The sequence below is a fragment of the Clostridium sartagoforme genome (assembly GCF_004794105.1).
GTDB classification, from domain to species: Bacteria; Bacillota; Clostridia; order Clostridiales; family Clostridiaceae; genus Clostridium; species Clostridium sartagoforme_B.
In genome coordinates this window covers 54,501-78,884 of sequence record NZ_SRYR01000009.1, presented here as the reverse complement: position 1 = coordinate 78,884, position 24,384 = coordinate 54,501, and the positions used below count along the sequence as shown (strand labels likewise).

The 24,384-nt window shown below is 29.6% G+C and carries 18 protein-coding genes; 17 read left to right on the top strand and 1 reads right to left on the bottom strand.

The window, feature by feature from the left end; translation table 11 throughout:
- Positions 1–439 precede the first annotated feature (439 nt).
- Together E5347_RS13545 and E5347_RS13540 are read left to right on the top strand one after the other, a co-directional pair.
- Positions 440–4,417: a ZmpA/ZmpB/ZmpC family metallo-endopeptidase gene (locus E5347_RS13545; RefSeq protein ID WP_136007764.1), complete on the top strand. Its 3,978-nt coding sequence runs from the start codon at positions 440–442 to the stop codon at positions 4,415–4,417.
- Between the two features lie 346 nt (positions 4,418–4,763).
- Positions 4,764–5,477 (top strand): GntR family transcriptional regulator, encoded by a 714-nt coding sequence (locus tag E5347_RS13540; RefSeq protein ID WP_136007763.1) that lies wholly within the window; start codon positions 4,764–4,766, stop codon positions 5,475–5,477.
- 152 nt (positions 5,478–5,629) lie between these two features.
- On the opposite strand, the gene E5347_RS13535 is transcribed toward E5347_RS13540, so the two are convergent.
- Positions 5,630–6,829, bottom strand: a complete 1,200-nt coding sequence (locus E5347_RS13535) for an enolase C-terminal domain-like protein (RefSeq protein ID WP_136007794.1) — start codon at positions 6,827–6,829, stop codon at positions 5,630–5,632.
- Between the two features lie 259 nt (positions 6,830–7,088).
- On the opposite strand from E5347_RS13535, the gene E5347_RS13530 reads away from it, so the two are divergent.
- From E5347_RS13530 to E5347_RS13460, 15 genes are all read left to right on the top strand, one after another.
- Positions 7,089–8,456 (top strand): PTS transporter subunit EIIC, encoded by a 1,368-nt coding sequence (locus E5347_RS13530; RefSeq protein ID WP_136007762.1) that lies wholly within the window; start codon positions 7,089–7,091, stop codon positions 8,454–8,456.
- A gap of 106 nt (positions 8,457–8,562) precedes the next feature.
- Complete coding sequence (locus tag E5347_RS13525; RefSeq protein ID WP_136007761.1) at positions 8,563–9,204, top strand: bifunctional 2-keto-4-hydroxyglutarate aldolase/2-keto-3-deoxy-6-phosphogluconate aldolase; 642 nt, start codon at positions 8,563–8,565, stop codon at positions 9,202–9,204.
- 7 nt (positions 9,205–9,211) lie between these two features.
- On the top strand, positions 9,212–10,216 hold the full coding sequence (locus E5347_RS13520) for a sugar kinase (protein ID WP_136007760.1): 1,005 nt from the start codon (positions 9,212–9,214) through the stop codon (positions 10,214–10,216).
- 216 nt (positions 10,217–10,432) lie between these two features.
- Positions 10,433–10,726 carry a WXG100 family type VII secretion target gene (locus E5347_RS13515; RefSeq protein ID WP_168354971.1) on the top strand — a complete coding sequence of 98 codons (294 nt, stop codon included), beginning with the start codon at positions 10,433–10,435 and terminating at the stop codon, positions 10,724–10,726.
- 10 nt (positions 10,727–10,736) lie between these two features.
- The gene (locus E5347_RS13510; RefSeq protein WP_136007758.1) at positions 10,737–11,129 is read left to right on the top strand and encodes a hypothetical protein; all 393 of its coding nucleotides are present in this window, start codon (positions 10,737–10,739) and stop codon (positions 11,127–11,129) included.
- A gap of 31 nt (positions 11,130–11,160) precedes the next feature.
- Positions 11,161–11,928: a hypothetical protein gene (locus E5347_RS13505; protein WP_136007757.1), complete on the top strand. Its 768-nt coding sequence runs from the start codon at positions 11,161–11,163 to the stop codon at positions 11,926–11,928.
- 18 nt (positions 11,929–11,946) lie between these two features.
- The gene (locus tag E5347_RS13500; RefSeq protein ID WP_136007756.1) at positions 11,947–12,201 is read left to right on the top strand and encodes a hypothetical protein; all 255 of its coding nucleotides are present in this window, start codon (positions 11,947–11,949) and stop codon (positions 12,199–12,201) included.
- Positions 12,202–12,271: 70 nt separating this feature from the next.
- Positions 12,272–13,039 carry a hypothetical protein gene (locus E5347_RS13495; protein WP_136007755.1) on the top strand — a complete coding sequence of 256 codons (768 nt, stop codon included), beginning with the start codon at positions 12,272–12,274 and terminating at the stop codon, positions 13,037–13,039.
- A 21-nt stretch (positions 13,040–13,060) separates the two neighbouring features.
- The gene (locus tag E5347_RS13490) at positions 13,061–14,689 is read left to right on the top strand and encodes an Mbeg1-like protein (RefSeq protein ID WP_136007754.1); all 1,629 of its coding nucleotides are present in this window, start codon (positions 13,061–13,063) and stop codon (positions 14,687–14,689) included.
- 17 nt (positions 14,690–14,706) lie between these two features.
- Positions 14,707–14,994 carry a hypothetical protein gene (locus E5347_RS13485; protein ID WP_136007753.1) on the top strand — a complete coding sequence of 96 codons (288 nt, stop codon included), beginning with the start codon at positions 14,707–14,709 and terminating at the stop codon, positions 14,992–14,994.
- A gap of 285 nt (positions 14,995–15,279) precedes the next feature.
- On the top strand, positions 15,280–17,043 hold the full coding sequence (locus tag E5347_RS13480; RefSeq protein ID WP_136007793.1) for an ABC transporter ATP-binding protein: 1,764 nt from the start codon (positions 15,280–15,282) through the stop codon (positions 17,041–17,043).
- Positions 17,044–17,046: 3 nt separating this feature from the next.
- Positions 17,047–18,897, top strand: a complete 1,851-nt coding sequence (locus tag E5347_RS13475) for an ABC transporter ATP-binding protein (protein WP_136007752.1) — start codon at positions 17,047–17,049, stop codon at positions 18,895–18,897.
- A 466-nt stretch (positions 18,898–19,363) separates the two neighbouring features.
- Entirely contained in the window at positions 19,364–20,206 is an 843-nt protein-coding gene (gene licT / locus E5347_RS13470; protein WP_136007751.1) for a BglG family transcription antiterminator LicT, read from the top strand.
- 124 nt (positions 20,207–20,330) lie between these two features.
- Positions 20,331–22,217 (top strand): beta-glucoside-specific PTS transporter subunit IIABC, encoded by a 1,887-nt coding sequence (locus tag E5347_RS13465; protein WP_136007750.1) that lies wholly within the window; start codon positions 20,331–20,333, stop codon positions 22,215–22,217.
- Positions 22,218–22,237: 20 nt separating this feature from the next.
- Positions 22,238–23,677, top strand: a complete 1,440-nt coding sequence (locus E5347_RS13460; protein WP_136007749.1) for a glycoside hydrolase family 1 protein — start codon at positions 22,238–22,240, stop codon at positions 23,675–23,677.
- The last annotated feature ends 707 nt before the right edge of the window (positions 23,678–24,384 follow it).

Below are 24,384 nucleotides of genomic sequence, written 5' to 3'. Positions count from 1 at the left end.
GTGAGAATATGTTACTACTAAGAGTAAAGAAGCAAAATGCTATTAGTTAGTGTAATGGTAATATTAATGATATTCTCAATTATGCCATTTAAAGCTTATGCAAATTAGGTTAGTGAAAATATCAAAGTTAATAGTCTTTTAGATTATGATTAAATTTATGGAGGGGCTAGTGGTACTAAATCATCTAGTGTCTAAGAAGACTTAAGTAAAAATAAGGAAATGAAAAATATAGGTGTTTTTCAAGATGACTAAAGATTTTAATATGAATGGCATTGATAATTTTGTGAGCCTAGGTGATTTTAAAGGAAATTTTAATGGACAAGGCTGTAAATAATATTTAATTCTAAAAATATATTTAAATTAATGTAGCATAGACAAGTTTGATTTTTTATTTTAAAGGTATTTAGATAATATCAGTGTGCTAAGGAGGTAAATTAAAATGACGGGTAAAAAAAGGATTGCTTTTGGGTTAGCAGTGATTATTGGATTGAATAGCTCCATATATATGTTGCCTAATAAAGTTTATGCCACAGAAATATCAACTGAAGAAAAGTTAGGTATTGAAATAGATAAAAAAGAAGAAGAGAATTCTATTGAAAAAAATGAGAATAGGCAAGATTTACAAGATAATATTAAAGTAGAAAATACAATAGCAGAAAAGAGTGCTGCTAATGGGAAAGAAGTAAGCAAGAGGACTAAAGATGTTTTACAAGGGGTTAATTATTTTAACGATAAAACTATTGCTGACTTATTGGCACCAAATAGGTTTTCTGCTGCAGATAAGTTAAATAAACAGGTGGAAATATCAAAACGTGACAATATACCAATTGCAAGTGTGACAGAAGAACAGGTATTGAGCGAACTAAAAGCAGAGAATGTACATGTTATGTCCTATGGTGAATCTTTTTCAAAAACACAAAAGAATATTGAAAGTATTATTGAGAAACTAGTTGAAAATTCTACAATTGAAAAAGGGTATGTAGGCGATTCTAATGAATATTTCATAAACAAAATAACAAATAATAAGGAAAAATTGCTTTTGGGAATTTCCTATATTGATAGATTATATGATTTCAACATTGGAAGTGAAAATATAAAAGAAATTTTGACATATACACCTAGCTATTATGGGAAACAAGTTGATCCTCTAGATTGGCTTATTAGAATTGGTGGAGCTGGTGGCGAGATGCTAAAGGTATCTAATAACACGAAAGCTTATAAGAGTCTATTTAAAGGAGTAATTACAGATAAAGAGTCGTTATTATCCTTTTTAGAAGATAATAAAAATAAATTTGAACCAAATAGTACAATGGATGAATGGTTTAAGAAAACAAGTAAAGCAATTATTGTAGAAAGTCCTACACAGATAAATCTAAATGCCAAAACTTCTTTATATTCTAAGTTGAGTTCAGAAGCTTATTTGCAGGAGCATATTTTGCTATTGCTTACTGTATCTGAGAATAGCATTTATGTTATATCTAATTTCACTACAATTACATATGGACTTGTGGATACTTATGTAGATAAAAGTTTAAAACAAAATAATAATGCTCTTTATCAGGAAAAATTTAAAGAGTTTAAATCACAAGTTGAAAAGGCAGCAAGTCAACAAAATAATTTTATAGAACTTTGGCATCGAATAGGAAAGGCAAATGTACAGCATTTATTATCAACAAATCGCTTAGTTATTGATAGCTTACGTATGTATAATAGTGGTACAGTAAACGCATCTCAAGAATGGTCTCCTAAATTTGGAGATAAGGCTGCAACAGGGGTAAAAGAATTTATAACTCCATTAAATTTATACGCAAATTATTTTGGTGCAGATGGCCAAGCTGAGGGGGGACAAATTCGTCTTTTTTTAGCAAAAGCGCTAGATGAGAGAGGATTTTCAACTTATACACATGAATTGACACACTTATTAATTGGGACATTTTTTCTCAATAATAACGGAGTAAGAGATGGGTTAGAGACAGAATTTTATCCAAGGGGTTTATTCGAAACTTATGGGATAAATGGACCTACTTTAAATTTGAATTTGATATATGATCATAAAGGGCAAGAAAGATATCATAATGCTTCACCAGAACGTTTTAAAACAGAGAAGGATTTTCAAGAATATATGAGTGGAGTCTTCGATGTTATATATACATTAGATTATGCAGAAGCTAATGCTATATTAAAGAAGGACAAGAATGATAAGCAAAAATGGTTCCATAAATTAGAGCAGAAAAATGACCCAAGAAATAGATTTAATCAAGGAGATTCAAATGCAACTCACAAAATTGATAGTGTAAGAAAAATATCAATTGATGAAGCAAATGAGTTAAATACAATTTATGATCTTATAGATAAAAATATAATATCTTCTAGATACGAAGTTGTAGGCCTTAAAACTACAGGAGATATTGCAAGTAATGGATACTATGTCGTACCACTTTTCAGTTCTAATTATGCAAGTGTAGAAAATAATAATGGAGTCTCAGGAGATGTCATGATGAAAAGACAGACATATGAATTACTTGCTGAGTATGGGTATTATGGTGGAGTGGTGCCTTACATATCAAATCAATATAAAGGCCAAGCCACAAAAGATGGTGTTGTATTATCAGATGAATATATTTTAGAGAAAATATTTAAGGGACAATATGCAACAATGACTGATTTTAAAAAGGAAATGTTCAATGAGCGTATCGGTAAAAAAGATCAGTTAAAGCCTATTTCATTTCAATGGGAAGGTAGAAAAGTTACATTAGATAATTTTGAAAAAATAAATGAATTAATGACAGAAGCTGTAGAGAGTGACTTAAAAAATGTACAAGAGTTACCTCATGGATGGAATAATATACTTGCAGAATATACGAAAGTTGAGCTTTTGAAAAAAGAAATTTTTAAAGCCTATTTAAATGATACAGATGATTTTAAACAATCAATCTATCGTGAAGATGAATCAAAGCCAGTAGTAATTCCAGTAACCAGTGTTACACTAAATAAGACAAAAGAAAGTTTATTAAAAGGTAAGACTACTACATTAGCAGCGACAATAAATCCAAGTAATGCTACAAATAAAGGAGTTACATGGAGTAGCAGTAACAATAGCGTTGCAATAGTTGACCAAAGTGGAAAAGTTACAGCAGTAGGAAAAGGAACAGCAACTATAACAGTAACTACAAAGGATGGAGGAAAGAAAGCTACCTGTACTATAACAGTAACAGAAGAATCAAAACCAGTAGTAATTCCAGTAACTAGTGTTACACTAAATAAAACAAAGGAAAGCTTATTAAAAGGTAAGACTATTACATTAGTGGCAACAATAAACCCAAGTAATGCTACAAATAAAGGAGTTACATGGAGTAGTAGCAATAATAGTGTTGCAACAGTTGATCAAAGTGGAAAAGTTACAGCAGTAGGAAAAGGAACAGCAACTATAACAGTAATAACGAAGGATGGATCAAAGAAAGCAACATGTACTATAACAGTTACAGAACCAGTAACTAATACAGTGATACAAGGGGAAAGGGTATATGGAAGTGATAGATATGAAACATCCTATAAATTATTTGAAAAGGGATGGAATACTTCTAATACTGTAATCTTAGCTTATGGATTTGATTATCCAGATGCCTTATCAGCTGCTCCTTTAGCTGGTAAAAAAAATGCACCTATATTATTAGTTAAAAATAGTGGATTAAAATCACAACCAAGACTTAAACAATTGCTAATTAATAAATCAGTTAAAAATGCAATTATAGTTGGTGGAACAGGTGTTATATCTTCTGAAATTGATAAGGACTTAAAATCTATGGGCATATCTGTTAAAAGATTAGGTGGAAAAGATAGGTATGAAACTTCAGTTTTAATAGCAAAGGAAGTTGGTATAAACACTGGAGAAGTGGCTTTAGTAAATGGATTAAGCTTTGCAGATGCTTTATCAATATCTTCAATAGCTACTAAAAAGAAGATGCCAATTTTATTAACAAGAACAGATGTTATACCAGTAAGTATAAAAAGATATTTAGATTCTAATAGCAAATCTATATCTAAAAGTTATGTCATTGGATCAACTGGTGTAGTATCAAATAATGTTTTAAATAAATTAAAAAGCCCAGTAAGATTAGGTGGAAGCGACAGGTTTAAAACTAATAAAAGCGTTTTAGATAGATTTAAAGGAGAATTAAATCTAAGCAATGTATATATTGCTTCAGGACTTGATTTCCCAGATGCTCTTTCAGCATCAGCTTTAGCTGGTAAAAATAATAATTTTCTATTATTATCACATACAACAAGAGCAGAGGAAGCTGTAAAAAGTGAAATATCAGAAAATAAAGGTAAGATTAGTAAAGCATATATATTAGGAAGTAAGGCTGTAATTTCAGATGAAATTATAAAAGGTCTTGGAGTAACTAGCATTAAATAAGTTTAAGGAGTAGTATTTAGTTTAAATGCTACTCCTTTTTGAATAGTATTTAAAGTTATCCAGATGCAAAAGATAGAGTTTTGTTTTAAATATTTATTTTATATAAATAAGCATTATTTTAGAGTAAGGGATAAGTATATATGAATGAAATAGTAAAATCTTATTAAGATTATTTATGGAGAAGTGTATAATAATCGTAACATCTTGATCGGTATTTTATAAAATAGAACTTATAATATGAACCTATAAAAAGAGTCTTTTTTTATAGCTGCTATTTTTGTACAATAAAGATATTAATTTAGGTTTGTAAGGTAATTCAATGAAGTAGGGAAAGAGGATAAGGTTAATGAAAAAGAGGGAGTTTATAGCTCAGGATATTATAGGGAAGATATATCAGAAAAAATTTGAAGGTAATAAGTTACCAACACAAAGAGAGTTAGCTAAAGAATATGGAGTTTCACGTTACACTATTCAAGAAGCTCTAAAAAGATTAACAGATATCGGGGTTGTATATGCTAGACAAGGAGATGGGATATATATAAAGGATAATATCTATAGCAATCCATTGATATATAATTCTATGACAGAAAATTCTTATGAGGATATTATATCTAAAACTATTTATTTGAAAAAGGTTGAGCCATCATTAGAAACTCAGAGAATGTTTGGTTTAAAGGAAGGTGAATTAGTTTGGGAATTTCAGCGTATTAGAATTGTAAAGTATCAAATTACTCAGATAGAAACTTCTATACTTCCATGTTATCTTTTTCAGAAATTAAGTAAGGAAGATATTGAGGGCTCAATTCAGAATTATGTTCAAAAGAAATATAAAATTTCTCATTATATAGTCAATTATGAGGCTATTAATATATCTAAAGAGCAAGCAGAGTTATTACAATGTAAAAAGGGTGTTTCTGCTATGGAAATTACTAATAGAGGTATATTAGATAATGGTACAATATATCAATTTAGCAAAGTTATTGCATTAGATTATAATTGTACATATATATTGCCATTTAATAAAGAGAAACATAAAGAAAGGCAAAAAATTAAAAGATAATTATATTTTAAAGGAGCTGTCGCATTATCAACTCAAATTAGGAATTATTCATTCTTAATTTTACATTGTGTGACAGCACCTTAGGTTTATGAGGTAAAAAGTGTTCCGTCTGGAAATATAAAATACCTACCTATCAAACATTTTGTTCAACTTTATGGGGTAACAAGTGTTCCGTCTGGGATACGACTTTGAGTCCATTCATGTGGACGATACTGTACAGGATATTTTACTATCTCAGTTTCAGAAATATCAACTCCAATACCAGGTAAATCAATAGGATAGAAGAAGCCATTTCTTGCTTCTGGAATTCCTAAAAATACTTTGCGAGTAGTTTCATTGATTTCAATATTTTCTTGGATAGCAGCATTATGAAGGTGAATATTTAAGTGAATATTTACAGCAACTCCAATAGGCGTTATATCAGATGGTGTATGCCAAGCGATTCTAACTCCAAAGGCAGCACATAAGGCTCCAAGTTTTAAAGCAGGTGTAATACCGCCAATTTGTGAAACGTGACAACGAATGAAATCTATTTGTCTATTTGCTATTAATGATTTCCACTCCATAGGATTGTTAAATAATTCGCCTGTGGCTAAAGGAGTAGAAGTTTGGCTTCTAAGCTGAGATAACCATTCATTTTGATCAGGAGGTAAAATATCCTCTATGAAATATGGCTTATACTTCTCTAAATCTTTTGCAAACTGAATTGCTTGATTTGGGAAAAGCCTTTCGTGAACATCATGAAGAATATGGAATTTATTTTTATATTTAGCTCTTAAATCAGCAAACATGGAAATAGTATTATTCATATAGTCATCTTGGTCAAAATAGCTTCCAGGAGTAGGATTATCAGTAGTATGGAAGTCAGTTGAGTTACCTCCGTAAAATCCTAATTGACATCTTATATGCTTATATCCTTTTTCAAGTATTTTATCAATTTCTTTATATAAATCTTCTATGTTATCTGCTACAGCATGAGTATATGCAGGGATTGCATCTCTTGATTTTCCTCCAAAAAGTTGATAAAGTGGCATATTAGCTAATTTACCTTTAATATCCCAAAGGGCCATATCAATACCTGCAATTGCATTATTTATTACTGGTCCATTTCTCCAATAAGAATTTACCATCATCATTTGCCATAAATCTTCTATATTATTTGCATCTCTCCCTATTAGAAGAGGTTTCAAGTATTCAGATACCATTAAACTAACAGCTTTAGGTCTTTGTTGAAAAGTAGCACATCCTAATCCATATATTCCTTTATTTGTTTCTACCTTTACTACTACCAAATTATGTCTGTCTGGTTTCGTTATATAACATAAAATATCAGTAATTATAGTTGGTTCCATATTAGTACCTTCTTTCTTAAATAATAGTTCCTTACTAAATTTAATCATTAATTTTATACTAAAGTCAAACTGGATTTTTTAAATGCGAAAAATATCATATTTAGCAGTCCAATTTTAATAAAAATCCTTATAAAGCATTGAAAAATAAGGCTTTTTGAAAATGTTAAGCTATTTTTGGACTACTTTTATTTTAAAAAAAGTTATGATAATATTTAGCTTGTAAACGGAAACAAAGTTAATTTGTGAAAGGGGTAATTTTATGAAAAAAGAAGATGTTATAAAAAATATTATTAAAAGCGTAGGTGGTAAAGACAATATCAATAACGCTTGGCATTGTATGACGAGACTACGTTTTGACCTAAAAGATTTAACAAAGGTTGATGAAGAAGCAATTAAAAGTTTAGATGGGGTTATCGGAACTGCATTTAATAAAGAGCAATTTCAAATAATTATTGGAACGGCAGTAGATAAATATTATAATATTTTACTTTCTGAACTAGGTGTGGAATTTGGTAATGCATCAAAAGAAAATAAAGAAGAAGGTAAAAATAGTTTAGTAACTAAATTTATGAATACAGTATCTGGTGTATTTAGGCCAATAGTACCTGCTATTGCTGGAGCAGGTATGATAAAAGGATTAATATCTGGTTTAATTGCATTAAATGTTATATCAGGATCTAGTGATACAGTTAAAGTAATTGATATGATGGCTAGTGGTGTATTTACTTTTCTACCATTCTTTTTAGCAGTTTCTGCTGCAAAGAAGTTCAAAACTAATGAATATTTAGCTGTAGCAATAGCAGCAACTGTTATGTTCCCTACAATGGTAGATGCGGCCAAGGCTGGAGAAATAAGCGCCTTTAGCTTTGCAGGACTTATACCTATACCTGTGTTTAACTACTCAGGAAGTGTTATTCCTATAATCTTTGCAGTTTGGATGTTAAGTTATATTCATAAGATTGTTGATAAATATATTCCAGATGTAATGCGTACAGTATTTACACCAACAATAACACTATTTATCTCAGGATTCTTAACATTAGCATTAATTGGACCAATAGGAATTTATTTAGGAAAAGGCTTAGCTTTAATTGTTAGTGGATTATTTGATATTTCTCCTATTTTTGCAGGTATTATCGTTGGAGCAATTCGTCCTATTGCTATATTAACAGGAATGCATCATGCTATGACACCAATTGCACTACAAAATTTTGAAACACAAGGTTATGATATGCTTATGCCAATGATGTTAATGGCTAACCTTGCAATTACTGGGGCTGCAGCAGCTATTTACTTTAAGGAAAAAACAAAGCAAGAAAAATCAGTAGTAGTATCTTCAGCTGTTTCTGGACTTTTTGGAATAACTGAACCAGCATTATTTGGAGTATTAACAAAATATAAGAAGGCATTTTTAGCAGCAACAATTGGAAGTTCAATTGCATCTGCATTTATAGGAGCTTTTGGGGTTCGTATATATGGATATGTTTTATCAAGCGTATTTAGTATTCCTGCTTATATAGGACCATACTTTATTTATGCAATATTAGGAATGCTTATGGCTTTAGGTATCTCATTTGCATTAGCATATATTATGGTTGTTAAGGCTGATAAAAAGAGTAAAGCGTAATTAGGAAATAGATTTCTAAGATAATAAATTTATTTTCAAGTGTAATTAGAAGTTAAAACTACTATTTATTTTAGGATAATCTAAAATAAATGAAAGGATAAATACTATGAATAAAGTGAAAGTTTTAAAAGAAATAGAGAACTGTGGCATTGTTGCTGTTGTAAGAGGAGATTCTAAAGAAGTTGGAATAAAGATATCAGAGGCTTGCATTAAGGGTAATGTTAAAATAATAGAAGTAACATACACTAATAAGTTTGCTAGCGATATAATTAAAGATTTAGATGCAAAGTATAGTAAATATGAAGATGTTGTTATAGGTGCTGGTACAGTGTTAGACTCTGAAACTGCAAGGCTTGCCATCTTAAGTGGAGCTAAGTTTATAGTTTCTCCATGTTTTAGTAAAGAAACTGCAAAACTGTGTAATAGATATAGAGTGCCGTATATGCCAGGTGTAATGACTATAAATGAAATTGTTAAAGCATATGAGCTAGGGGCTGATATTGTAAAAGTATTCCCAGGCAATGTTTTAGGAAGAGAGTTCGTAAAATCTCTAAAAGGACCATTACCTTATGCAAGTATTATGGTTACAGGTGGAGTTAACCTAGAAAATATAGATTTGTGGAAAAAGTCTGGGGTAGATGTAATTGGAATAGGTGGAGAAATAAATAAGCTTGGGGTTAATGGTAAGTTTGATGAAATAACAGAATTATGTACAAGCTATGTGGAAAAATTTAATGAAGTGAGATAATGATAATATGAGAGTAGTTAGTTTAGGTGAAATAATGATGAGGTTATCTACCGATAAAGGTGTACTTCTTTCAAACACAAGTAATTTTAATGTTAATTATGGCGGTGGAGAAGCCAATGTACTTATATCATTATCAAAGTTTGGAATTGGAACAAGATTTATAAGTAATATTTCTAATAATTCTATTGGACAAGCTATTTTAGATTATTTAGATAGTAAAAAAATAGACACAAAATTTATTTCTAGAAGTGATGGAAGAACTGGCATATATTTTTTAGAGATGGGAAGCGGTAATAGAAACTCTAAGGTTATATATGATCGTAAGAATTCATGTTTTTCTAACATAAAGTTATCAGATATAAATATTGAGGAAGTCTTAAATGATGTAGATATTTTTCATTTTTCAGGTATAACATTAGCACTTTCAGAAGAGTTAAGAAGGATAATATTAGAAATGCTAAAAGTTTGTAAGGAAAAAAATATTTTAGTAAGTTATGATTCTAACTATCGTTCTACATTATGGTCTCTAGAGGAAGCGAGAGAGGCTACTTTAGAAATATTACCTTATGTAAATATTTTATCAGCAGGGATACTTGATGCAGAAAATATATTGAAGCTTAATTGTGAATATGAGGATAAATATGAAAAATTAAATTATTATTATAATCATATTTCAAATGACTATCCTAATATAAAGTATATATATTCTTCGTTTAGAGATATAAAGTCCTCATCAATTAATACATTGCAATGCAATTATTTTATAGATAATAAATTATATTCATCTGAAATAAGAACTATAGATGATATTGTTGATAGAGTTGGTGGGGGAGATGCATTAGCAGCAGGTATTATTTATTGTATTTTAAATAATAAAGAGCCAAAATATACTGCTGAATTTGCAAATTGCGCATCAGTATTAAAACATACTATTTATGGTGATGCTAACTTGGTATCAGTAAAAGATGTTGAAAACTTAGTGAATAATGGGGTAGGTAAAATAAATAGATAGCAATAAAGAAAATATAGAAGTAATCAGTTAAAGAAATTAATGCACTTACAACGGAGGTTGTAGGTGCATTTTTGGTTTCACTAGATGTTAAAATAGTTGGTTTAATATTTTACTTTTTTAATTTACCATCTTGAATAAGGTTTAGTTGATGAACTGTATTACAAATGATATACTTCAATAAAGTGGTAATAATACAATATTATGGAGGTTATCTATATGTCTAATGAAATAAATATTAAAAGCGATGTTTTTTATGAAGTGGTGAGTTTATTAAAACAAATAAATATTAGTTTGAATTATAGTATTAATAAAATAAATAATGAAGGAAATAAACTTGCTAATACATGGGATAGTAAAAGTGGAAGTAATTTTAATGAGAAACACAAAAAACTTATATCCAATATGAAGTTATTAAGTAATGGTATAGGAGATTTAGCAGTAGAATTAAATAATATAAATTCAATTTATGAAGAAACAGATAATTTAATATCATCTAAGATAAGTTTTTAAAGGAGGATTTATGAAAAGCTATTTAATAAATAAAAGAAGACAGAAAGAGAAAAGTCTTAAAGCAATAAATGATCTGCAAAAGGTGATAGGAACATTAAATAATAAATGTATAGATATTGATAGTTGCGTAAAAATTGTAACATATGGGATACAGAGTAGCTTAAAAGGTGATAATACAGGAAGCCTATCAAGTTTATCAGCTAATATTAATAAAAATAATTATAGAAAAATTAATGAAAGTATTAGTTTAGCATCTACAGCTAAAGTAAAGATTCAGTCTGAAATTGATAGTATAGATAGACAAATTAGAGAAATTGAAAGGCGAGAAGAAGCAGAAAGAAGACAAATGCAATTAGAAAGAGAAAGAAGACGAAGGGAAGAAGAAGAAAGAAGAGGAAGATAAGAAGAAGGAAAAAATAAATAGGGGTGAAAAGTTGATTAAGTCTAAGATAAGTGCTCTATATAAAATTGTAGGGATTATTTTAATGATGGTTTTAGGAAGTTTATTTGTTGGATGTAATATAACTAGTGATAATGATTATAAAAAAGCGGCACTTGAAACACTAGAGGAAAGATATGGTGAAGAGTTTGATATAAAACAATTAGAGGGAACCTTTGGAGCATTAAATAAAACGAAAAAATTAGTATGCTATCCAGTTAGTAGTCCTGATAAGTTTTTCTATGTTGAAGTAGAAAAAGATTTATCTGAAGTTCATGATAATTATATTAATAGAATTATGGAAGAAAAATTAAATGAAATGTTAACACCAATTGCTAAAGAGATATTTGGAGAAGAAGTTAAAGTACAATCAATGTTTGATCATCAATATAATGAATATGATTCATTAGATATGAATGTTGTTGATTTTATGAATATAAATTATAGATGTACTTACGTATTAAATATATTTATAGATGGTGGAGAAAATATAGATAAATCACAAGAAGCTGAAAAAATTAGTATCTTTGGACAGAAGTTATTGGAAAACAATTTGTTTAGTACAAACTCAGTAAATATATGGTATACAAAAGATGATGAATACAATAATGTTGAAAGTAAATATTATGACATAGCATTTGAAGGTAGCATAGTTGAATATTATTTGAATGAAGATAAAATATATAATACAGCTTGGTTTAAAATAGTTGATAAGAAGATGCATCATACAACAGAAGATATAATAAATTCATTTAAATATTAAATGTGGCAGGAGGTATATATGAGTTCTATAAAAGATATTACTTTAAGTGAATTTGCTAATTTATCATACGTTGATTTACCATTGAGCTTAGATGAAGATTTAAAGAAAGGTGTAAAAATAACTTTAAAGGATTTAGCAGATAGCAAGATAGATTATTACTTAGATAGAGAAAAAAGTGGAGAAATATCTTATCAAGAGCAAGAGATTTTAAATGTATTGAAGAAATGCCAAAGTGGAGAGTATAAAGATTTTTTGGTAGGTGCTTTAGACTAATTATAAGGACATTATTAGATAAAGAAAAAGAAAATAAGAAAAATAGAAAGATAAATAGGAGGATGAAAAGTTGATAAAATCTAAGAAAAAGATTTTACAGAAAATAGGAGGGATTATTTTAATGATGGTTTTAGGAAGTTCATTTGTTGGATGTAATATAACTAGCGATAATGATTATAAAAAAGCGGCACTTGAAACACTAGAGGAAAGATATGGTGAAGAGTTTGAGATAAAACAATTAGGGGGAACCTTTGGAGCTTTAAATGATACTAAAAAATTAGTGTGCTATCCAGTTAGTAGTCCAGATAAGTTTTTCTATGTTGAAGTGGAAAAAGATTTATCAGAGGTTCATGATAATTATATTAATAGAATTATGGAAGAAAAATTAAATGGAATGTTAACACCAATCGCTAAAGAGATATTTGGAGAAAAAGTTAAAGTGCAATCATTTTTTGATAATCAATATAATGAATATGATTCATTAGATATGAATGTAGTTGATTTTATGAATAGAAATTATAGATGTTCTTATGTATTAGCTATATTTATAGATGGTGGAGAAAACATAGACAAATCACAAGAGGCAGAAAAAATCAATTTATTTGGGGAAAAGTTGTTAGAAAATAATGTATTAAATAAAAATTTTGTAAATGTATGGTACCTTAGAGAGGGGGAATTTTCAAAGGTTGAAGATAAATATTATGATTTAACATTTGACGGGGAGAACGTTAAATATTATTTTAAAGAAGATAAAATATATAATATGACTTGGTTTGAAATAGTTGATAAGAAGATGCAAAATACAATAGAAGATATTATAAATTCATTTAAATATTAATGGACATAGGGGGAGGGATATATGAGTTCTATAAAAGATATAACATTAGGAGAGTTTGCAAATTTATCATATGTAGATTTACCAAGTGAGTTGATGGCAAAAATTGATTCGGAAATAGGAGTAACATTAAAGGAGTTGGCAGATAGCAAAATAGATTATTACTTAGATAGAGAAAAAAGTGGAGAAATATCTTATCAAGAGCAAGATATTTTAAATGTATTGAAGAAATGTCAAAGTGGAGAGTATAAAGATTATAAAATAAAGAAATATAAAAATGGCAATAACAAAACAGGTTTTGTAGGCTACGCCATCGAAACCAAGCCAGGTGAGCTTATTATTACATCAAGAGGAAGTGAGGTTCCAGGGGAAAGTGCTGATAAAGGCTGGGAAGATTGGATTGATAATGTTCAAATATCAACTAAATATGAAACAGATCAGCAAAAAGCAGCTAAGGACTTTTTAAATGAAGTAGGGTTAGAATATAAATCCATTTATTTAACAGGACATTCTAAAGGCGGAAATAATGCTTTATACGCTACTATAGCAGCAGATTCCGATATAAGGTCAAAAATAGAAAATTGCGTTACTTTTAATGCACCAGGTTTCAGTGACAAATTTATGAAAGATCAAAAATATGTAATAGATCAATTAAATAAAAAGGGAATTTTTAGAGAATATCAAGGGAGTAGCGATCTTGTATCTTCAATTATGAACAATGTTTCAATGCCACTTATAATAAATCAAAGAGATTTAGATAAGACTTTTCTAGAAAGGTTAAAAGCCTTTGATGATCATTATATTTATGCTATGGAGATTGATGGAGATACTTTTATTTTAAACAATGATGGAAAAAAAGCATTGATACCTGTCTTTGTAAATAATTTAGTTGCAGGTTTAACAGGGACTTTAACAGATAAAGAAATAGATGAGATTATATCTTTAGTTTACAATATAATCAATAAAGATGAGGATACAGGGGCAGTAGATATATTTAAAATGATTTTAAATTCAGGTGTAGATATATCAACAGCAAAAATTATATTACTTCAAGTAATAAGTGAAGCAAATGTTATTTACTTAAAAGAAAGTCCCATTGCTTTGGTATCAGGAATAGGATATATTGCAGATTTATATAGGGATACAAGAACCTTTATCTATGCGAATATATCTAGAACTAAAAATTACATTATAGATGGGTTAATAAAATTAGGGAAAAGTATAGGAAAAGTAGGTTTAAACAATATAAAAAATAAACTGAATTTAGGATTTAAAATGAGCATAGCTAGTAGTATATTTACAGGAAATACATCTCTTACGATTACAGATTTAATCGGAGGTGTAATAAGTCCAAATAAGTGTTTAGTAACAATAGATGATATTAACACTTCATTAAGGGTATACAAAGCAGAGCTAATTAATATTAAAGAAGATTTAAAAAAAGTTGATTTTGCCATGAATAAATTAGCGCAATTTGGCTGGAGTGGAGAGGCTAGCCAGGCATTTTATTCATCTAAATTCATAATGATTAAATCATCAATGGGTAAAATAGAATCACAATTAAGTTATATGGTTAGACACCTAGAAAAAGCTAAGAAGAGCTTTGAAAGTATAAAGTTAGAAGAAGATGCTTTAGTAGGTATTTTAGCTTAAATTACAAGGAGGAAGATATGGGAAAGATAGGTGTGTATTATAGTGCAAGTTCTACGTTAATAAAGAATATAGGTAAATGTAGAAATCAATTAAAGAAGCAAAATGATGATGTAAGCAAAGCTTTAAGAAAATTAGGAGAAATAAATGAAAACTATTATGAATTAAATAGAATATATGACAACTTGAATAGTGTAAAAAATAAGAGTAACTCAGACATAGTAAAGTTGGAGAAGTTTGGGGAAAAGTTAAATAATTATGTTGAGATGGTCAAAAGGAGTGATAATGATATATATAATGTACTTTAAAGTACATTAGTTGTTTTGCTATAGTATACAGTTATGTAGAAACATTCATTAAAAAGTTTTTAGCAGAATACAATATAGTGTAATTGTATATAATATGCTGAAATGTATCCAAGCCTTAGTTATTAGACATAAAATCTACGACAGCAATTGTCGTGGATTTTATTTAAATATAGTTTATATTTGACTGTACTTTTAGTAGTATAGTTTTTTTATTTCTCTTGTATTTGGGCATATGGTATATTAAGGGGTATAATTGGAATGTATAATGAAAAAGGAGATGATAAAGTGAATTTATATAATAAATATATTAAAAAATATAAACTTCCTTTTTTAACTGCTATTATTTGTGTAGCTCTGGAAGCAATATGTGATTTATTGGGACCAACCCTTATGTCTAATATAATTAATTCAGGAATAGATGGAGGAAGTCTTTCAAATGTTTATTACTGGGGTGGATTGATGCTTATGGTTACAGTTATTGGTGCCTGTTTTGCCATAACTAGAAATATCCTAGCATCTAAGGTTTCTCAAAGAGTTGGTGCAGATTTAAGATATGACTTATTTAAGAAAATATTATACTTTTCGGAAAATGGAGCTGACAAAATTGAAAGTGGTTCCCTTATTACCCGTATGACTAATGATACTTCGCAGGTTGTGCAATTTATAAATGGAATTATGCGTATTTTTCTAAAAGCTCCAATAACCTGTATAGGAAGTATTATTCTTGCAAGTATTCTTAATTTTAGGCTTTCTCTAGTTATTTATGGAGTCGTAGTCCTAGTGGGTATTGTTATATTTATCAGCATGAATCTTAGTTATCCACGTTTTTATAAGCTGCAAAAGGCAATGGATAAGGTAAACTCAGTTGTGCAAGAGTATCTTATTGGTGTTAGATTAGTTAAAGCCTTTGGTACCTATGATAAGGAAAAAGAGAAGTTTGGGGAGACTAACGATAATTTAATGGAGAAGGGGATTTCCTCTCAGATAATTATAACCTTAACAGCACCTCTTATGACCTTTATTGTTGGTATTGGAACTGTAATTATACTCTTTATTGGAAGTAAGCTTTTTTCCTTAAACCTTGTGAATCCTGGAAATATAACAGCATTTACAATTTATATGGCTCAAATTCTTACATCTTTAATAATGATAACTAATATATTTAATACCTTTGTTAGAACAAAAGCATCTAATGCTCGTATTGAAGAAGTTTTAAATTGTGAAGAGGATTTTTCTTACTATGGAGAAGAGTTAGAAGGAGAAAATATAGAGGGGAAAAATACAGATTGGAAAGATTCAGAGTTTAATGGTGCAGTGGAATTTAAAAATGTTACCTTCGCTTATCCAAATGGAAGTGGTTTGCCTGCTATTAAAGATTTAAGCTTTTCATTGAAATCTGGGGAGAACCTTGCAATCATAGGACCTACAGGTAGTGGAAAATCAACAATAGCATGGCTATTATTAAGATTTTATGATGTTAATGAAGGAAGTATATTAATTAATGGAAGGAATATTAAAGATATAGGAGTGGACACTCTTAGAGATAATGTTTCTATTATTCCTCAAAAGCCAATGTTATTCTCAGGGACAATTAATGAAAATATTAAATGGGGGAATAAGTATGCATCCAATGAAGAAGTTAAATTAGCAGCTGAAAGAGCAGAAGCCTCCTTTATAGAGAACATTCCAGATGGTATTAATTCACTTCTAGGTGGGGGAGGAGTTAATTTATCAGGAGGTCAAAAGCAAAGAATTTCTATTGCCCGTGGAATTATTAAGGATTCTAAAATTCTTATTTTAGATGATGCCACTAGTGCTTTAGATGCAGTTACTGAAGCTAGGGTTATAGATAATCTTAATTCCATGGAAGAGAATAAAACTATTATCACCATTACACAGCGTTGTGGTACTGCAATGTTCTCAGATAAAATTCTTGTTATGGATAATGGTGAAAAGGTTGGCTTTGGAACCCATAGGGACCTTATGGAAAGTTGCCCTATTTATAAAGATATTTATAGAACTCAAATAGAAAGTAGTAAGGAGGTGTGATAAATGGGACAAGTATATAATAAACCAGAGATAAAGATGCCTTCAGTTGGAAGATTTGGCGGTGGTGGAGGACCAAGTAGATTTGCTCCAAAGGCAAAGCCTAAAAATGCTAAAGATACTTTAAAAAGAATTGTGAAAATATATATGAGATGGGGAAAAACTATATTATTAGCTATGGTTTTAACAGTTATAGCTTCCTTAATAACTGTTAGTATTCCTTACTTTGTTGGGAAGACTTTTAACTATCTTAATATGAGTACTAGAACTGTGGATAGTAGTATGTTTTTAACACTTTTAATGATTATAGCAGCTCTGCATTTATCTAATTTAATTATTTCAAGTGCCAATGGAGTAATTATGCTTAAAGTATCTCAAAAACTGGTTCATGCTTTAAGAACTGAATTTTTTAATAAGATGCAACGTCTGCCTTTGGGATTCTATGATACCAGATCTCATGGGGATACTATGAGTAGGATTACTAATGATGTAGATAATATAAGTTCTACCATAGCTCAAACTACTACACAGCTTATATCAAGCATTTTAACTCTGGTTGGTTCATTTTTAGTAATGATAAATTTAAACAGCATTCTTACTTTAGTGGTGCTTTTATGTGTTCCCTTAGTAGTATTATTAACTAAAACAATTGCATCTAGAAGCAAAGCTTATTTCTTAGATCAGCAGCAAAGCCTTGGTTCTTTAAATGGTGTTATTGAAGAAAATATTTTAGGGTTAAAAATGGTTAAAGCCTTTGGAAAGCAAAAGGATATTTTAGAGAACTTTAAAGAAATTAATGAAAGCCTTTATGAAAGTAGTAATAAAGCTCAAATATGGTCTGGTTATATGATGCCTTTAATGAATGTTATTAATAATTTTATATTTGCTGTAGTTGCCATTGTTGGAGGAATACTATCTGTGGGATATGGCTTGGCAGTGGGGACTGTTGTTAGCTTTTTGAGTTATTCAAAGCAGTTTGCCCAGCCTTTAAACTCTGTAGCTGGAATGTTTAATACCATACAATCTGCCCTTGCTGGTGCTGAAAGAGTTTTTGAAATTTTAGATACAGCAGAGGAGAAAGAAGACGTAGAAGGAGCAATGGAACTTGAAAATCCAAATGGGGAGGTAGAGTTTAAAGATGTATGTTTTTCATATGACAAAGCTACTCCTATTTTAAAGAATGTGAGTTTTAAGGTTAAGGCAGGAGAAGTTGTAGCCTTAGTTGGAGAAACAGGTGCAGGTAAAACAACTATAGTTAATCTTCTTACTCGTTTTTATGACAGTGACAGTGGAGAAATTCTTATAGATGATGAGCCTATAACAAATTTAAAAAGAGATAGTCTTAGAGAATGCTTTTCAGTAGTCCTTCAAGATACATGTTTATTTACAGGAACAATTATGGATAATATTAGATATTCTCAAAGCTCTGCATCTGATGAAGAGGTAATTAAGGCTGCTAAAATAGCTCATGCACATGATTTTATAAGTAAATTGCCAAATGGTTATAATACCATAGTTTCTGGAGTCACTGATAATTTAAGTCAAGGCCAGCGCCAGCTTATAGCAATTGCTAGGGCAGTTTTATGTGATAGTCCAATTCTTATTTTAGATGAGGCAACCAGTAGTGTTGATACTAAGACAGAGAAGGATATTCAAAATGCATTAGTTAGATTAATGAAAAATAGAACTAGCTTCCTAATTGCCCATAGACTTTCTACCATTAGGGATGCTGATAATATTATGGTTATTGGTGATGGTAAAATACTTGAAAGTGGAAACCATAAAACCTTAATGGAGAAGAAAGGACGTTACTTCGAAATGGTAATAAGTCAGAGGGGAAAGATAAAAGTTAATTAACATATTAATAATAATTTTATAGGAAATGTTTAAAACAATACTTTTAACATAACAAAATATATAATGAAGTCTGATTATTTTTATATTAAAGTTAAAATGTATCAAAGCCTTAGTCATTAGAGATGAAACCCTTGATAATACAGAAATGTGTTGGCAAGGGTATTATTTTAGAATTAAGAATGATAAACCATATCTGAGTAAGGATTTAAATCTTTTATACAAATAAAAAATATTCATAAAAAAAGGTTTACAAGAATATGTTGAAATGATATTATAAAAATAAGGATTGTAACTGATAATGCAGGCAAAACCAAACATATATGTATATACATATATAGGGTAGGTTTTGCCTTTTTTTATTAACTAGAAAATTGTATTTTTTAATCTGTGAATAAATATGAGAGAGAACAAAAAAACAAAGTCTAAGGAGTAGATTTTGTTCCTATATAATTAAGGAGGTAAGTGAATGCTTATAGATAAGGTATTAAATAATAATGCATTTATCTCATTAGATGAGAATGGTGAAGAAATAGTTGTAATGGGAAAAGGAGTTGCATTTGGAAAAAAAGGTAATCAATATGTGGATTTAAGCAACTTTAACTATAAGATATTTTCTAATAAAGACAAGCAACTTAATGATAAATTTATATCTGTAATTTCAGATATACCAGAAGAATATTTATCAGTAACTACAAAAATTGTAAATGGATATGAAGCAGAGTATAGTAAAAAATTAAATGATATTGTATACATAAGTCTTGCAGAACATATCCAGGGGGCAGTGGAAAGAACTAAGAATGGTATAAAAGTAAGTAATCCTCTATTTTTAGAGATAAAGAGATTATTCCCAAATGAATACAAGGCAGGAAAGAATGCTCTTGAATTAATTAAAAATGAATTAAAAGTAGAGTTTAATGAAGATGAAGCTGCATATATAGCACAACATATAGTAAATGCAGAGCTTGACAATGATATCAGTAATATTACAAACATAACAAAGTTAATGCAAGAAATTACACATATTGTTAAGTACTATTTTAGAGTTGAGTTTGAAGAAGATTCTAATGCGTATTATAGATTTGTAACACATTTAAAATTTTTTGCTCAAAGAATATTTAAAAATAATAGCTATGAAGATAATGATAACGATTTATTTAATATCTTAAAAGAAAAGTATTCTAAGAGTTACAAGTGTGTTGTTAAAATAAAAGAGTTTATAGAAAATACATATGATTACAAATTATCAGAAGAAGAACAGCTTTATTTAATTATACATATAGAAAGAATAGTAACTAAGGCAATAATTTAAGTGGTAGTATGCTGGTAAATCCACCAGCTTATTATATATAGTAAGATTGTAACTACGCTATAGGTAAAACCTATATATGTAGGCAAAACTTCATTTAATTTTATATGAATGGAGGAATTTAAAAATGGATTACAAATTATTAGGACAAAAAATTCTAGAACTAGTAGGTGGAAAGAACAATGTAGAAAGCGTTGTCCACTGTATGACAAGATTGAGATTTAAGCTAAAGGATGAATCTATAGTTAATGATGATCTTGTTAAAAAGACTAAAGGTGTCATTGATGTAATGAAAAAAGGTGGCCAATATCAAATTATCATTGGAAATGAAGTGGCTTCAGTTTACAAAGAAATATGTAGACTTGGAAACTTCAAAGATGATACTAGTAAAAGTAGTAATACTAGCGAAAACAAAAATAAAAATGTATTTGTTGGGATATTAGACACAATCTCAGGAGTAATGTCACCGGTAATACCAGCTATTATAGGTGCAGCTATGATAAAGGTACTGCTAACTGTATTACCTATGATAGGTTTATTAAGTGATACTAGTCAAACATATCAATTATTATCAGTTATTGGAGATGGTGCATTTTACTTTATGCCTGTTTTAATAGGTATGTCAGCGGCAAAAAAATTTGGAGCTAACCCATATTATGCAGTAAGTATTGCATTAATGCTTCAACATCCAAACTTTTCGGCAATGATGGAAGGTATAAAGAGTGGAGAGGAAACATTAAAATTCTTTGGGTTTATACCAGTAACATATGCTTTTTATGCATATTCAGTTATTCCAATAATAATGTCAGTTTGGATATTACCTCATATAGAAAGATTTGTTGATAAAATAACTCCAAGCATTACAAAGAACTTCTTAAAGCCAATGTTAGTTATGTTAATTATAGGACCAATAGTTATGGTTGCAGTAGGGCCGTTAGGTTCAATATTTGGTAATGTTTTAACAGATATAATATATTTTATTCATGATAAATTAGGATTTATTGCAGTTGGGTTAGTTGCAGCCATATTCCCATTTGTAGTTATGACTGGTATGCATCATGCGTTCACACCAATTAAAATAGGGGTTTTAGCAGGGACAGGATTTGAAGCATTCATATGTATAGCAGAGTTTTGCTCAAATATGGCTCAAGGTGCAGCAACATTAGCAGTTTCTGTAAAGTCAAAAAATAAAGATGTAAAACAAAGTGCTGGTTCAGCAGCATTCTCAGCATTGGTTGCTGGTATAACTGAACCTGCATTATATGGAACAACCTTAAGATATAAAAAGCCTATGATAGGAGCATGTATAGGTGCAGGTTTAGGTGGACTTGTAGGTGGTTTCTTCCAAATGAAATCTTTTGGAGTAGCAACACCAGCTTTAGTAACTATTCCACAATATATAGAAAAAGGAAATCCAAAGAGTCTTTTATTTGTATTAATAACAGCAGCAGTAACTATAGTAGTATCATTTATAGCAGCTTATATTATTGGGTTTGAAGATCCAGTTGAAGAAGCAGTTGAAGAGGCAGCTCAAGAAGAAAAAAAAGTAGAAGCTTTAAATACAACAATAAAAATAGGAAGCCCAATCCAAGGTGAAGTAGTAGGTTTAGAACAAGTAGATGATGAAACTTTTGCTAGTGGAATAATGGGAAAAGGAACAGCAGTAATACCAACAAAAGGACAAATCGTAGCACCTTTTGATGGAGTTATAGAAGTATTTTTCAAAACAAAGCATGCATTAGCTTTAAGAAGCAATGATGGGGTTGAAATGTTGATTCATGTAGGAATTGATACTGTAAACTTAAATGGAAAATATTTTACTGATAAAAAGTCACAAGGTGATAAGATAAAGACTGGAGATGTTCTTCTTGAATTTGATATCGAAGGAATAAGAAGTGAAGGATATAATGTAGTTACTCCAGTTATAGTAACTAATAGTGATAACTATTTGGATGTTGTAGAATGTGACAAAGATAGAATAAATATAAATGAAAATATATTAACATTAATTTAAATATAGGTAGGTGATTAAATATGAAAAACTTTACAATCCCAGAAGGGTTTTTATGGGGAAGCGCATCAGCTGCTTATCAAGTAGAAGGTGCATATTTAGAAGACGGTAAAGGATTAACAAATTGGGATAAATTTGTAAGGATTGAAGGAAAGACATTTAAGAAAACTACAGGAGATGTAGCAGTAGATCATTATCATAGATATAAAGAAGATATAAAGTTAATGGCAGAAATGGGACTTAAAACATATCGTTTTTCTATTGCATGGGCGAGAATAATTCCGGATGGAAATGGAGAAATAAATGAAAAAGGTCTTAAATTCTATGAAGATCTTATAGATGAATGTTTAAAATATAATATAGAGCCAATGGTTACTATTTTTCACTGGGATCTTCCACAAGCATTAGTTGACCAATATGGAGGTTTTGAAAGCAGAAAAATAGTTGATGATTTTGTAAGATATGCTACTATCTTATTTGAGAGATTTGCCAGTAAGGTTAAGTACTGGATTACATTAAATGAGCAAAATATATTTACAACATTAGGGTGGTTAACAGCAATGCATCCTCCAGGTAAATTTGATGATGAAAAAACTTTTTATCAAGTAAATCATCATGCATTTATTGCTCATGCAAAAACTGTATTAGAGTTTAAAAAGATAATTCCAAATGGTAAGATAGGAGCAAGTTTTGCATATAGTCCAAGTTATTCATTAAATTGTGATCCGATTAATGCAATGTCTAAGATGGACTTTGATGATATGAAAAACTTTTGGTGGATGGATATGTATGCATATGGACGTTATCCAAAATCAACATTTACTTACCTAAAAAATAAAGGGGTGGAACCAACTTTTGAGCAGGGGGATGAAGAAATCTTAAAAGAAGCTGCATTGAAGGTTGACTTTATGGGAGTAAACTACTATCAAACAAGTGTATGTGAATATAATCCAATAGATGGAGTAACTCCTTATGGTACATTTAATACTACAGGGGTTAAAGGTACAGGTCAAGTAACAGGTCAACCTGGTTTATTTAAGAATCCACCAAATCCATACCTGAAAACAACTGATTGGGATTGGAGTATTGACCCAATGGGATTAAGATATGCTTTAAGGGAAATTACAAGTAGATATAATCTTCCTATAGTAATTTCAGAAAATGGATTAGGTGCCTTCGATAAAAAAGAAGAAGATAATTCAATTCATGATCCATATAGAATAGCATTTTTAAAATCTCATATAGAGGAAATGAAAATTGCAATGTCTGAAGGGTGCGAAGTAATAGCATATTGTACTTGGTCATTTACAGATTTATTAAGCTGGTTAAATGGATACCAAAAGAGATATGGTTTTATCTATGTTGATAGAGAAGAGGAAGAAGGCTCATCAATGAATCGTTACAAAAAGGATAGTTACTATTGGTATAAAGATGTAATAGCATCAAATGGAGAAAAATTATAGCAAACTATATGCTCCTAGTAAAGTGAATAAACTTTACTAGCGAACAGAATTACATTCGAGGTCCAGTTTTTTACTGAGTACAAGTAGTATAATAATTTGAACAATGAAACTGTAATAGAACTAAAGCTCTATTACAGTTTTTCATTTTATTCAAGTTCTAAATAGTCTTTGCCAAAGGGAGTAGCATAAACCATCTATTCTATTTCTATTAAATATTTTCGCTACTTACTATTTTCAGGCAATTATTCAAGAAAAGACAGCTTTTATAATATCTGTTGGAAGGGGACTTGTAATTAGTTGCTTACTTATGTAATTATTACTAATTGTTCTAGGAAGTCAATCATTATGGTATGCAATGTTTATAACAGAATTAATAGTAGCTATTTATACTGTTTACAAAATGTCAAAGAGTACAAAGGAGTTTGTATAGTATAACTAAATAAATAGATAGTTATAAAGAAAATATAGAATTGTTTAGTAAAGATTAATGCACTTACAACGGAGGTTGTAGGTGCATTCTCAGTTGTACAATTTATAAATGTAATTATGCGTATTTTTCTAAAAGCTCCAATAACTTGTATAGGAAGTATTGTTATTGGTAGGAAAAGAAGAAATTATCTAGTGAGATTTTATTCATTATAATTAAAAGTTTTCTATCAGTTAGTATTGAGGATAACAGTTCCAAATAAAAAGTAGCCTCATAGGAT

What these genes read in the sequence shown, in the direction of transcription:
- E5347_RS13545 (WP_136007764.1), top strand. Translation starts at nt 440, where the DNA reads ATGACGGGTAAAAAAAGGATTGCTTTTGGGTTAGCAGTGATTATTGGA.
- E5347_RS13540 (WP_136007763.1), top strand. Translation starts at nt 4,764, where the DNA reads ATGAAAAAGAGGGAGTTTATAGCTCAGGATATTATAGGGAAGATATAT.
- E5347_RS13535 (WP_136007794.1), bottom strand. Translation starts at nt 6,829, where the DNA reads ATGGAACCAACTATAATTACTGATATTTTATGTTATATAACGAAACCA.
- E5347_RS13530 (WP_136007762.1), top strand. Translation starts at nt 7,089, where the DNA reads ATGAAAAAAGAAGATGTTATAAAAAATATTATTAAAAGCGTAGGTGGT.
- E5347_RS13525 (WP_136007761.1), top strand. Translation starts at nt 8,563, where the DNA reads ATGAATAAAGTGAAAGTTTTAAAAGAAATAGAGAACTGTGGCATTGTT.
- E5347_RS13520 (WP_136007760.1), top strand. Translation starts at nt 9,212, where the DNA reads ATGAGAGTAGTTAGTTTAGGTGAAATAATGATGAGGTTATCTACCGAT.
- E5347_RS13515 (WP_168354971.1), top strand. Translation starts at nt 10,433, where the DNA reads ATGTCTAATGAAATAAATATTAAAAGCGATGTTTTTTATGAAGTGGTG.
- E5347_RS13510 (WP_136007758.1), top strand. Translation starts at nt 10,737, where the DNA reads ATGAAAAGCTATTTAATAAATAAAAGAAGACAGAAAGAGAAAAGTCTT.
- E5347_RS13500 (WP_136007756.1), top strand. Translation starts at nt 11,947, where the DNA reads ATGAGTTCTATAAAAGATATTACTTTAAGTGAATTTGCTAATTTATCA.
- E5347_RS13490 (WP_136007754.1), top strand. Translation starts at nt 13,061, where the DNA reads ATGAGTTCTATAAAAGATATAACATTAGGAGAGTTTGCAAATTTATCA.
- E5347_RS13485 (WP_136007753.1), top strand. Translation starts at nt 14,707, where the DNA reads ATGGGAAAGATAGGTGTGTATTATAGTGCAAGTTCTACGTTAATAAAG.
- E5347_RS13475 (WP_136007752.1), top strand. Translation starts at nt 17,047, where the DNA reads ATGGGACAAGTATATAATAAACCAGAGATAAAGATGCCTTCAGTTGGA.
- licT (WP_136007751.1), top strand. Translation starts at nt 19,364, where the DNA reads ATGCTTATAGATAAGGTATTAAATAATAATGCATTTATCTCATTAGAT.
- E5347_RS13465 (WP_136007750.1), top strand. Translation starts at nt 20,331, where the DNA reads ATGGATTACAAATTATTAGGACAAAAAATTCTAGAACTAGTAGGTGGA.
- E5347_RS13460 (WP_136007749.1), top strand. Translation starts at nt 22,238, where the DNA reads ATGAAAAACTTTACAATCCCAGAAGGGTTTTTATGGGGAAGCGCATCA.